At 69.5% G+C, this 11842-nt stretch carries 11 protein-coding genes; 2 read left to right on the top strand and 9 right to left on the bottom strand.

Annotation, left to right across the window (positions count from 1 at the left end):
* Positions 1 to 186: 186 nt before the first annotated feature.
* Positions 187 to 1161 (top strand): DUF4268 domain-containing protein, encoded by a 975-nt coding sequence (locus JMF97_RS24870; protein ID WP_203223710.1) that lies wholly within the window; start codon positions 187 to 189, stop codon positions 1159 to 1161.
* Positions 1162 to 1284: 123 nt separating this feature from the next.
* Here the strand turns inward: JMF97_RS24870 and JMF97_RS24865 are convergent, their stop codons facing one another.
* A complete protein-coding gene (locus tag JMF97_RS24865) occupies positions 1285 to 2073 on the bottom strand; it encodes a helix-turn-helix transcriptional regulator (protein WP_203223709.1) in 789 nt (262 codons plus the stop codon).
* Positions 2074 to 2208: 135 nt separating this feature from the next.
* On the opposite strand from JMF97_RS24865, the gene JMF97_RS24860 reads away from it, so the two are divergent.
* Positions 2209 to 2601 carry an isomerase gene (locus JMF97_RS24860; RefSeq protein ID WP_203223708.1) on the top strand — a complete coding sequence of 131 codons (393 nt, stop codon included), beginning with the start codon at positions 2209 to 2211 and terminating at the stop codon, positions 2599 to 2601.
* Positions 2602 to 2761: 160 nt separating this feature from the next.
* On the opposite strand, the gene JMF97_RS24855 is transcribed toward JMF97_RS24860, so the two are convergent.
* The 8 genes from JMF97_RS24855 to JMF97_RS24820 form a co-directional block, all read right to left on the bottom strand.
* On the bottom strand, positions 2762 to 4051 hold the full coding sequence (locus JMF97_RS24855) for an MFS transporter (protein ID WP_203223707.1): 1290 nt from the start codon (positions 4049 to 4051) through the stop codon (positions 2762 to 2764).
* Positions 4052 to 4267: 216 nt separating this feature from the next.
* Positions 4268 to 4978: a deoxyribose-phosphate aldolase gene (deoC, locus tag JMF97_RS24850; protein ID WP_203223706.1), complete on the bottom strand. Its 711-nt coding sequence runs from the start codon at positions 4976 to 4978 to the stop codon at positions 4268 to 4270.
* Between the two features lie 129 nt (positions 4979 to 5107).
* On the bottom strand, positions 5108 to 6157 hold the full coding sequence (locus tag JMF97_RS24845) for a zinc-binding dehydrogenase (protein WP_203223705.1): 1050 nt from the start codon (positions 6155 to 6157) through the stop codon (positions 5108 to 5110).
* Between the two features lie 26 nt (positions 6158 to 6183).
* Complete coding sequence (locus JMF97_RS24840) at positions 6184 to 7668, bottom strand: xylulokinase (RefSeq protein ID WP_203223704.1); 1485 nt, start codon at positions 7666 to 7668, stop codon at positions 6184 to 6186.
* A complete protein-coding gene (locus JMF97_RS24835) occupies positions 7665 to 8489 on the bottom strand; it encodes a carbohydrate ABC transporter permease (RefSeq protein ID WP_203223703.1) in 825 nt (274 codons plus the stop codon). Before JMF97_RS24835 ends, JMF97_RS24840 begins: the two co-directional genes overlap by 4 nt.
* A complete protein-coding gene (locus JMF97_RS24830; RefSeq protein ID WP_203223702.1) occupies positions 8489 to 9457 on the bottom strand; it encodes a carbohydrate ABC transporter permease in 969 nt (322 codons plus the stop codon). The genes JMF97_RS24835 and JMF97_RS24830 overlap by 1 nt, the downstream gene beginning before the upstream one ends.
* Before the next feature lie 55 nt (positions 9458 to 9512).
* Positions 9513 to 10889 carry an ABC transporter substrate-binding protein gene (locus JMF97_RS24825; RefSeq protein ID WP_203223701.1) on the bottom strand — a complete coding sequence of 459 codons (1377 nt, stop codon included), beginning with the start codon at positions 10887 to 10889 and terminating at the stop codon, positions 9513 to 9515.
* A gap of 105 nt (positions 10890 to 10994) precedes the next feature.
* Positions 10995 to 11777 carry a GntR family transcriptional regulator gene (locus tag JMF97_RS24820; protein ID WP_203223700.1) on the bottom strand — a complete coding sequence of 261 codons (783 nt, stop codon included), beginning with the start codon at positions 11775 to 11777 and terminating at the stop codon, positions 10995 to 10997.
* Positions 11778 to 11842 lie beyond the last annotated feature (65 nt).

Genomic DNA, 11842 nt, shown 5'->3' with positions numbered 1-11842 from the left:
TCAACCAGCTCAAACAGAACCGGGCGATGGCCACCCGATACGACAAACTCTCCGTCCGCTTCGAAGCCACCGTCACCATCGCCGTCATCAACCAGTGGCTTTGACGGCCATTACGAAACGCGGCCTAGTGAATGCGGTGGGACCAGGGGACGTCAGGATCGGCCTCAGACCTATACGGTCGGCCATATGACCTTTGTGGATGTCGGTGAGGGACCTCCCACGCTCGGCAAGCTTGAGCTACTCGATGTGCGGCAGGTGTGGAAGCACGAGGCACACATCTTCACGCCGTGGCTGCTGGCAAACGCCGACGTGCTCGGCGAACTGCTCGGCATGGACTTGGTGCTGTCGTCAGCCGAACACCCGGTGGGCGGATTCTCGCTCGACCTGATCGGTGTCGATGAGGCAACGAACGAGACCGTGATCATCGAAAACCAGCTGACGAGAACCGACCACGGCCACCTAGGTCAGTTGCTGACCTACGCCGGCGGGACGGATCCGGTCAACGTGGTGTGGATCGCGACCGAGTTTCGCGAAGAGCATCGGGCCGCGTTGGACTGGCTCAACGCTCGTACGGATGAGAGCACCCGGTTCTTCGGAATTGAGATCAGTGCGGTACGCATCGGCGAATCGGCGCCCGCACCCCTCATGCGCCTGGTCGTTCAGCCCAACGACTGGGGCAAGAAGGTCAAGGCGATCACCAAGGGCGACACCACGGCAAGCGACCGAGCGATGGCCTACCAGGAGTTCTGGACGAGGTTCCTGCAGGCAGTCCAGGACCGCAAACTCGGGTGGACGACATCGACCAAGGGCTCGCCGCAGAACTGGCAGTCCCTGCCCGCTGGCATGAACGGCATCTCGTACACGTGTACCTTCGGCCGATCCGGTCTGTCGAGCGAGATCTTCTTTCAGGACCCCGATCCCGCGGTCAACGACGCGCGTTTCGCCGCCGCCCGCGCCAAGCTAGAGGCGACTTTCGGAGATGTCCTGTCCTACGAACCGTTGCAGGGCAGGAAGGGGTGCCGCATCGCGCAGTACCGGGAAGGGGACATCGGAAACAGTGATGAATGGACCGAGTACGTGACCTGGTTCATCGACGCTCAAACGCGACTTCGCGCGGCGATAACCGACGGCGGGGGTCTGGCCTCGCTCATCAGTCCGTAGCGATGCACTCTTCCGGCAGAACGATCGGCGAGGAGGCTATGCGCGACGTGTCCGGCCCCGACTGGTGGAGTCGTCCGCCGCCCCTCATGGCTGAACCGACGTGACCGCCCGCGGTGCGGCCGGCTACCGGGGGGCCGAAGCCATGGCGCGTAGCAGCTGCGCCGTGGCGGCGTCGGCCGGGAAGAACGTCTCGATGGAGATCTCGTCGAGTGTGACGTCGCGTGGTGCGCCGAACACCGTCGTCGCGTAACACAAGGCCAGATTGCCGTACTCAGTGGACAGCCGAAGCGGGATCACCAGGTCCTCCCCCGGACCGGTGTCGGCGTGCGCAGCCGTCGGCGCCGGGTAGCTTTCCAGTTCGGTCAGCAGGTCGGCCAGGCCTTCCGCGGCGGTGCGGTCGAGTTGGCGGCGTACGCGTCGCAGCACGTGTGCACGCCACTGGGCCAGGTTCCGGATCCGCCCGGACAGCCCGTCCGGGTGCAGGGTGGCGCGCAGTACGTTGACCGGCGGCGTACGCAGGAATTCCGGGACACCGGCCAGGAACGCGGTCATGGCGTTGTTGGCGGCCAGCAGTTCCCAGCGGACGTTGACGGCGAGCGCGGGGTTCGGTTCGTGGCCGGCGAGCACCGTCGCCACGGCGGTCCGGGCCGCACCGAGGTCGACGTACGCGCGCTCCTGATGGACCGGTGCGAAGCCGGCGGCCAGGTACAGGGTGTTGCGTTCGCGCAGCGGCACGTCGAGTTCGTCGCAGAGCCGCTCGATCATCGCCCGGCTCGGGGTGGCCCGGCCGGTCTCGACGAAGCTCAGGTGGCGCGTGGACACCTCGGTCGACGACGACAGGTCCAGCTGTGAGCGGCCGCGCCGCTCACGCCAGCGCCGGATCAGCACACCCACCGGCTCGCTCCTGGTCATGGACCCCAGCTTGGCGCAGGTCACCGCCGGGCGGCAATGACCTCGCAGGTAATCGACATGCTGCGGCCCGTCGGCGCACGGTGGCTACGCGGCGCTCGCCGTACCCGACCTGTCGACCGGGAGAGGAACAACCCCATGACATCCCACGTGTACGAGGACACCGTCGAGCGGTACGTCCGGTTCTGGAACACCGGGCAGTCTGAGGAGCAGCGTCGGCTGGCAGCGGACACCTTCACCGAGGAGGTCAGCTACCACGCGCTGGTCGGCGTGCTCACCGGAGTGCAGGCGCTGATCGACTTTCGCGGGCAGTTCATCCAGCGGGTCGGTGCCGCCGTATTGCAGCGGCGGGCGGCGCCGCAGATCCACCACGACCGGGCGCGGCTGATGTGGGAGATCGAGCTCGACGGCGGTCAGTCGTTCGCCGCCGGCACCGACGTGCTGGTGTTCGACGCGGACGGGCGGATCAGCTCCGTCAGCATGTTCCTGGACCGCGCGCCGGAGGGCTTCGACCCGCACGCCCACCACTGACGTCCGGCTCACCCGGGATGGGCTGCACCGCATCGGGGGCCCGGGTGAGCCGGTCCCCACTGGGGCCTCGGCGTACCGTCTTGGTCACTGCGGGCGGGCGTCCGGAAGCTGTTCGGCATCCACACGGCCCCCGACGGAAATCGGTTCAGCCGATGCCGGCTCAGCTGCGGTGACCAGAACCTGCCGTCGGTGATGCTGGGGAGAGCCCTTCGTCCATCACCGGCAACTCGCGCGTTGCCCGCAGCGGCGACAGCAGTGCGGGCAGAAACGCGGCGGTCATACCGGCCGCGCCGATCCAGAGCACTGCCGGCGCGCCGAGCAGACTACCGAGCAGGCCACCGAGCAGGCCCGCGATCGGCATGCTGCCCCACTGGACGAAGCGGACGGTGGCGCTCATCCGGCCGAGCAGCCGGTCCGGCGTGACGTGCTGTTGCAGGCCCACCTGCGCGATCAGTCGGATCACGCCGCCCAGGGAGAGCAGGGCCAGACCGGCCACGGCGAGCCAGAGCAGCCAGCCGGGCCGCGCCGCCGGCATCAGGCCGGCGGCCGGCGCCGTACACAGCGGAGCCAGCCAGACGGCCGGGCCGGGACCGATCCGGGCGACCACGCGGCGGGCCAACAGCGCACCGGCGAACCCGCCGCAGGCCATCGCGGACAGCACCAGCCCGATGCCGAAGGACCCCAGACCCAGGTGTCGAGACAGAAACACCAGCAGCATCGTCTGGTAGGTGACGAGAAAGAGGCTGAAGATGCCGTCCGTGAACAGCGTCGGTCGCAGCAGCGGATGGCCGAGCACGAACCGCAGCCCTTCCGCGACCTCACGCACCAGGTGCCTGCCTGCGGCAGCCGGTGGCTGCGGCTCCGGCGTACGGATGCGCAGCAGTCCCAGCGCGGACAGCAGCATTCCGGCGGAACTCGCGACCAACGTCAGCGGCGCACCCAGCCAGGCGACCAACGGCCCGGCCAGGCCTGGGCCGCTGATGCTCACGGCAGAACGGGCTGCGGCGATCTTCGCGTTGCCCTCGACGAGGTGCTCGCGGCCAACCAGCGCTGGCAGGTAGCTGGTGTAGCCGACTTCGAACAGCACGGTCAGCAGGCCGTGGGCAAGCGCGACCGCGAACAGCAGCCAGATCGTCAGCGTGTCCGTCCACCAGGCCAGCGGCACGAGCAGCAACAGCGCCGCTCGCACCAGATCCGCGTTGACCATGACCGGGCGCTTGCGCCAACGGTCGATCCAGGCCCCTGCCGGCAGCCCTATCAGCAGTGATCCTGCCGTCGTCATCGCGGTCAGGACGCCGACCTCGAACTCATCCGCATCGAGCCAGACGATCGCCACCAGCGGCAGCGCGAGGAACACGAACCGGTCGGAGAGTTGGCCGGCCACGGTCGCACCGAAGAAGCGGCGGAAGTCGGGCTCGCGGAGCAGACCGAAACGAGGCGATCGAGGCACAGTCTTCCCCCGGTTCTCTGAGGCGTTGCGGCGGTTCGATCACCACAGCCCCAGACGCCAGATCCTATGCCTTGTGCCGGGAGTCCGAATCCCTCTGTTGCCACCGGCGTGACAGAGCATCAGGACGGAACCCCAGGGCGTCGGTCGCCGTTGCTGACGACGTCGGTGGATCCGACGCCGTCCGGCGACCGACGCCCCGGGTGGCGGTCTGGCCGATCAGTAGCTGATCGTCTCCTCGTTGGCGGTGTCGGTCACGATCGCGATGCCGGCGCTGGTGCCGAGGAGTTCGGCACCAGCACGCAGGAGTCCGACGGCCTGGGGGTAGGACTTGATGCTGCCCGACGCCTTGACCTTGGTCCGGCCGCCGGCACGGTCCACCAGGTAGCCGATGCTGGCCGGGTTGGCGACCTCGATCGCGCCGCTGCTGGCGTTCTTCAGGTACGCGACACCGGCCTCGATGGACAGTTCGACGGCGGTATCGCGCTCCGCCTCGGTGAGCAGCGGCAGTTCGAGCATCACCTTGACCGGGACGCCGGAGGCCCGGACCACGCCGGCGATGTCCTCGCGGAACTCGTCGTACATGCCGCTCTTCAACCAGCCGATCTGGACGCCGATGTCGATCTGCTGGGCACCGGCGCGCACCAGGCTCTCCGCCTCGTACGCCTTGCCGGCGCTGGTGGTGACCCCGACGGTCGGGAAGTCGAGCGCGGAGGCGACCTGGACGCTGCTGCCGCGCAGCACGTCGGCGACGACCGACACCCAGGAACCGGGCACCATCGCGGCGTTGAAGCCGTACTTCAGGGCTTCCTCGGCGTGCTTGATCATGCGGTCCCGGGTGGTGCCGACCTCGATGAGTGTGTGCTGGATGTACGGCGCGAGGGCGGCCGGAGTCAGGTCGGCCGGCAGGGCCGTGGTGGCGGAAGTCATTGCGGGATCTCCTTCTGCGGGCGTGCGGCACCCTGCGGTCGGCGTGGTACGCCGGCAACCGCACGGATGGGTCGAACCGGGAGGGTGGTGGAAAGGGAGTTGGCCGAGCGGGAGGTGCGCCTGACCGGGTCAGGACCAGTCGATCAGCACCTTGCCGATGTGCCCGGCGTCAGCCGCTGCCAACGCCTCGGGGGCCCGCTGCGCGGGGAAGGGGTCGGTGATCAGGTGCTGCAGCGCGGGGAGGCTGCGGGCTGCCCGCATGACCGCCGGGAACTCCGGCTGCGTGAAGACCCAACTGCCGATGACCCGCAGTTCCTTGCGGATCACGTCGACCCCGGGGTCGATCTCCATGCTGTTGTTGGCGCCGAGCAGCACGACGGTGCCGTGTGGCCGGGCCAGCTTCATCACCTGGGTCTGTGCGGCCGGGTTGGCGGAGCATTCGAAGATGACCTCGGGTCCACGCCCCTCGGTCACGGCCGCGACGGCGGCGACCGGGTCCTGCCCGATCGGGTCGATGACCGTACCGGCGCCGAGGGTCTTGGCTAGGTCCCGCCGCCCCTCGATCGGGTCGACGGCGAAGACATCTGCTCCGGCGGCCGCCGCGAGGGCCACCACGCAGCTGCCCACCGGCCCGAGGCCGAACACCGCCACCCGGTCGCCCACGGCGACCCCGGACTTGCGGAACGCCGAGTACGCGGTGCCGAAGTTGCAGGCGATCAGGGCCGCCATGGCGTCGCTGACGTCGTCGGGTACGGGCAGGACTCCGGTGGCCGGCGCGGTGAGGTATTCGCCGTCCGCTCCGCTGCGGTGGTTGCCCAGGGTGCGCCGGTCGGCGCAGAACATCGGCTCACCGCTGAGGCAGAAGGTGCAGTCGCCGCAGCCCGAGTGCTGGTAGACGATGACCCTGGCGCCTTCGGCCGGTCCGTCGCCGCTGGCGGCGGCCCGGGCGATCACTCCCACCGCCTCGTGGCCGGGGACCGTGTGCAGCCGGTGGCCGAGGTCCTGCGCCGACTTGCGGTAGTGCGGCAGGTCGCTGCCGCACACCGCGGACACGGTCACCCGGACCAGCACCTCGTCGTGGGCCGGCACCGGGCGCGGCACCTGGCGTATTTCCGAGTGGCGGTCACCGGTCAGCATCAACGCCCGCATCGACTCTTCGTCGGCAGGGTGGGCTTCCATTCTCGTGTTCTCCTTGCTCGTGCGCGTCACGCCGCGGCCAGGCTCGACAGGTCGAGGTACCGGCTGTACAGCGCGTCGTAAACAGGGGCGGTGGTGGGGTCGGGTCGGTGGCGTCGGGCAGCGCCGAGCAGCGGGCCGGCGGCGTGGGCGAGGTCGTCGTAGCGGCCGAGTCCCACCCAGGCCGACATGGCCGCGCCGCGCAGCGGTGCCGCCTGCGGGTCACCCGCAGGCACCGCGACGGCGGTGCCGGTGACGTCGGCCAGGATCTGGCAGAACACCGCGGATCGCGCGCCGCCGCCGATCGCGGTCAGCGTCGGCCCGGCCAGTGCCGGTGGCAGGTGCTGCAGCACGTCACGGACCTGCAGGGCGATGCCTTCCATGGCGGCACGGACGAGAAATGCGGGTCCGTGGGCGAAGTCGAGGCCGCTCATCCGGCCGTTCGCGGCCGTCCAGTGCGGGGTTCCGACGCCCGCCATGGTCGGTGCGAACAGCAGACCCCGGGCGCCGGGTTCGACCGCGTCGGCGTCGGTGGACATCCGCTCGTACGCGGCGTCGTCGTCGCCGTAGCGCAGCAGTGCTCGCAGCCAGCGGAGCACCGATCCGCAGGCGGGGATGGTCCCCTCGACCGATATGTGGCCTTCGACGACGTGCGCGGCGCGGACGAATCCGGCGACGTCTGGGGCGTCGCCGACGGCGGCCGGGAAGACCATCGTCGCCGAGGTGCCGAGGTTGACGGTGGCGGCACCGGCACGCACACCACCGCCTCCGGCCGCCGAGCACTGCTGGTCGCCGCCGCCGACGTGCACGGGCAGCCCGCCGGGCAGGCCCGTGGCGTCGGCCACCTCGTCGAGAAGTCGACCGGCGACGTCGGTGCAGGCGCGCAGCGTGGGCAGCCGGTCCTCGCCGATGTCGAACGCGTCGAGCAGGTCGGTGCTCCAGCGTCCGGCGTGCAGGTCGAGCAGCCCGACCCAGGAGGCGCAGCTGCGGTCGACCTGCGGCGGGCCGCCGGCCAGCTGGTGCAGCAGCCACTCCTGGACCCCGACGAAGTACGCGCAGTCCGCGTACGCCTGGGGGGTGTGGTGGCGCAGCCAGACCAGGGTGGCCAGGGCCGGCATGGTGCTCAACGGCATGCCGGAGACCCGGCTGTAGGTCTGCGCGTCCACCGACCGGCCCATGGCCGCCAGTTCGCTGTCACCGCGCTGGTCCATCCAGAGCACCAGTGGGGTGACCGGTCGCAGGTCCTTGTCGAGTCCGGCGACGGAGGCCCGCTGGGTGGCCAGGGTGAGCGCGACGATGCGATGCCCGGCCTGTGCGGCGCGGGCCTGGATGTCCCGCAGCAGCCGTACGGTCACCTCCCACATCGCCGGCAGCGACTGCTCGGCGTGGCCCGGGTGGGGGTGGTCGATGACCAGTTCGTGGCTGCGCTGGGCGTGCACCTCGCCCTGATCGTCGACCAGGGCGCAGCGGACGCCGGTGGTGCCGGCGTCGACGACGCACACGACGTCGGTCATCCCTTCACCGCCCCGAAGCTCATGCCGGTGACCAGCTGCTTCTGCGCGAGGAAGAGCACGACGGCGACGGGGAGCACGGCCAGGGTTCCGGCGGCCATCATCGGGCCGACCGCCACCGACTGGAACTGCATGAACCCCAGCATCGCCACCGAGACGGTCTTCGCTTCGCCGCTGGCCAGCGTGAGGGCGAAGACGAACTCGTTCCAGGAGAAGATGAAGTTCAGCACGGCCGCAGCGGCCACACCGTTGCGGACCATCGGCCACGCCACGCTCATGAACTTCTTCGTCTCGGAGCAGCCGTCGAGGTCGGCGGCCTCGAAGACCGCAGCCGGCAGGTCCGCGAAGAAGCTGCGGAGCAGGAAGAAGGTCACCGCGAGGTTGACCACCGTGTGCATCACGGTCAGCGCCCACACCGTGTCGATGCCGCCGATCTGGCGGAACAGGACGAAGTACGGGATGACCACGACGACCGCCGGGAGCATCCGGGTGGACAGCACCCAGAACTCGAAGTCCGACCGGCCCTTGAACTGCAACCGGGCGCAGGCGTACGCGGCGGGTGTGGCGGCGGCGATGGCGATCGCGGAGGACACCACCGCGACGAGAACCGACCGCCCGATCGCCCCCATGAACTCGGCGTCGCCGAACAGGTCGACGAAGTTGAACATGTACAGCGGGGCGAGCCAGTCCGGCGCGCCGCCGTGGATGTCGCTGGGCGCGGCGAAGCCGACGCGGAGCATGAAGGCGAACGGCAGGATCGACCAGAGGATGAGGGCCCAGATCGCCGCGGTCCGCAGCACCCGCCCTTTTCGAGTCTCGTGCACTAGTGCTCCAACCGTTGCAGCGCGGGTGCGGCGAACCGCTTCCCGACGATGAACAGGACGACGAGCAGCAGCAGGCCGAGCGCGGACGCCTCACCGATGTGCAGGTCGTTGAAGGCGGTCCGGTAGATGCGTACGACGAGGGTTTCGGTCGCCGCGCCCGGTCCTCCCCCGGTGATGATCCAGATGGAGTCGAAGGTGCGGACCGCGTCGATCGCGCGGATCGTGACCACGAAGGCCACCAGTGGCTTGAGCATCGGCAACGCGATGCGGACCAGCCGTTGCAGGGCGCTCGCGCCGTCGAGTGCGGCCGCTTCGAACGTCTCGTCCGGCAGGGATTTCAGGCCGGCGAGCATGACCAGGGTGATGAACGGCGCCCACTGCCAGATGTCGACCACCACGAGGGCGACCACGGCCAGCATGGGTTCCGACGTCCAGCCCGGTGTGGGTAGCCCGACGGCGGCCAGGGCGGCGTTGATCTGTCCGCCGTCCGGGTTGAGCATCAGCCGCCAGGACAGGTACGCCGCGACCGGGGTGGCACCGAACGGCAACACGAGCAGGGCCAGGTAGAGGCGGCTGCCGCGCAGCGGTCGCCACAGCAGCGAGGCGGCGAGCGTGCCCAGGGCGAACTCGGCGACCACGGCGACCAGGACCATGCCGACGGTGAGCAGCAGCGCCCGGAGCAGACCCGGTTCCTGCACGGTGTTGGCGAAGTTGGTCAGCCCGGCGAAGCCCTGCTCGTCGGGTCGGGTGAGGTTGTTGTGCCGCAGCGAGTTGACCAGCACCGACACGAACGGGTAGACCGTGAACGCCAGCAGCAGCACGGTCATCGGGGCGAGCATGCCGATGAGGAACAGCCTTCTGCTGCGCCTGTCGTCAGGTCGGGGCGTACGCCCGGTGGTGCCCGGCGGTGCCGCTGGCGGGGAGCCGGCGGCCTGCCGCGACAGCACAGCTGTTCGGTCTGCGGACATCACAACCTCGTTCGGCGGGGACGACGCCGGCCGGTCAGGGCGGCGGGACGGCCGTTCATCGGCCCGCTCGGGCCATCGCGGCGGCCGCGTCGGCCATGGCACGCTTCGGGTCCTTGCCGTCCACCAGCACCTTGATCAGTTCGAGGGAGAGGGCGTCGGCCTCGCTCGGGAAGGTGGGCCGGGCGTACGGAACCCGGTCCGGCTGTACGGCCTGGAGGTTGGCGACGATCTCCTTCGACATGTCGCCGGGGTAGAAGGAGAGGAAGGCGTCGTTCGACCACACCGACTCGCGGGCCGACGGGCTGCCCGACTCGGAGCTGACCGAGGTGGCGGTCTCCTTGCTCATCGCCCAGGCGTAGAAGAGGGCGGCCTGCTCCTTCTTGCGGGACGCCTTGGGGATGCCGGCCATCCAGTACCAGTAGTTCGGGGCGGCCTTGGCGGCGGCGCTGTCGGGCCACCGGGACACGGCGATCTGGTCGGTGTGCTTGCTGCTGTTCTTGTCGAGCACCACCGACAGCAGGCCGCTGGCGTCGGTGTAGAGGGCCGCCCGGCCCTCGTTGACGCTGCCGGTGGCCTCCAGCCAGCTCATGTTGGACGCGCCCTTGGGGCCGTACTTGGTGAGCAGCTGCTGCACGTACAGCTCGGTGGCGGCGACCGCCTCGGGGCTGTCCACCGTCGGGGTGTTGCCGTTGTAGAACTCGCCGCCCTGGGTGAGGAAATAGTTCGTCCAGGTCCACACGATGTCCAGTCCGCGGCGGCCTCGGCCGGCGAAGGGGCGCTCCATGGCGGCGGAGAGTTTGGCGCTCGCGTCGACCAGGCTCTCCTGGGTGGGGAATCCGTTGATGCCGGCCTGGGCCGCGAGGTCCTTGCGGTAGATGACCACGCCGGCCTCCGCGGACAGCGGCAGCGCCATCAGCTCACCGTTGAGGCTGCTGGCCTTGCGGGCCGGCGCGAAGAAGTCGTTGGTGTCGAACCAGTCGGCGTTGACCAGGCCACCGCCGCCGAAGTAGGTGTCCAGCGGCTCCAGCCATCCGGCGTTCATGTACTGCCCGGCCTGCAGGTTGCCGACCATCAGCGCGTCGTACGTGGTGGCGCCGGAGGAGAGTGCCACCAGGGCCTGCTGGTAGTAGCTGTCCTCGGACAGCGTGTTGGCCTTGATCTTCATCCCGGTCAGTGCCTCGAATTCCGGGAATCGCTTGCTGACCGCGGAGGTCCACCAGTGCTCGCAGAGCAGGAGGTTGAGGGTCTCGCCCTTGAAGCGGTCCCATTCCATGCCGGACGCGCCGAGTGTCGGGGCGCCTGTGGTGGCGCTCGGGGTGCCTGTGTCGCCCTCGCGGGAGGCGCAGGCACCGAGGGCCAGCGCGCCGCCGACGCCGAGGGCGCTGGTCAACAAGCCACGGCGGGACAGCCTGAATGAAGCCTCGTGTCGCATGATGTCTCCTGTTGACAGCACGTATCGACGGCGGTGGTCGGCCACCGTCGGTACGCGTGGGGGTGGGGGGTGTGGAACGAGAAGGGGGAGGTGGCAGGCGGGGGCCTACCGCTTGATCCAGGAGGAGATTCGTACGCGGTCTCCGCGTACCCACACGTCGGAGTACTCGACGGAGTTCCCGTTGGCCTGGTACGAGATCTGTTCGAGGTAGAGGACGGGCACGCCCGGGCGGAGCGACATCGCGGCGCTGACGTCGTCGTCGGGGAGGATGGCGGAGAAGGTCCGCCGAACGGATTCGACGGTCACGCCGTAGTCGTGTTCGAGCACGCCGAACAGCGACCGGTCCTGCAGGACCTGCGGGGACAGGTCCGGGCACAGGACGGTGGGCAGGTAGTTGTCCAGCAGGTAGACCACCTCACCGGCGACCGATCGGGTCCGCCGGATGGCCAGCACGCTGAGGTCGTCAGCGGGCAGGCCGAGGTGGGCGGCGATGTGGCTCGGCGCCTGGATGACCCGGGCGGACAGCACCTGGGTCTGGTACTCCACGCCCTCCCGGTCCAGGCTCTGCGCCGTGGAGATCAGCTCCTGGGCGAACTCCTGCTCCAGCATCTGTCCGCGTACGAAGGTGCCCTTGCCGCGGGTCTGCTTGAGCAGGCCGGCCTCGATCAGGGTCCGGATCGCCCGCCGGACGGTGCCCCGCGAGACGTTCAGCGCGCCCGCCAGCTCCGGCTCCGCCGGCAACTTCAGATGCTCCGGCCACTCGCCCGACTCGATGCGCTGCCGCATCAGCTGCGAGATCTGCTCGTGCAGGGCCTCGGCCTCGGCCGCGGAGACCTCTCGGGTGAGCGCCCTGATCGCGGCAGGGGTGAGTTCCTGAGCCGTGGCCACCGCCCACTCCTCGCTTGTCCAGTGATGTCTTCGTTGGTCTGTAGACATCACTGAACATAGGGGTG

It is taken from the genome of Micromonospora fiedleri (assembly GCF_016774385.1).
GTDB lineage: Bacteria > Actinomycetota > Actinomycetes > Mycobacteriales > Micromonosporaceae > Micromonospora > Micromonospora gifhornensis.
The sequence above is the reverse complement of the archived record's forward strand: the minus strand, read 5'-3'. Positions and strand labels throughout refer to the sequence as shown.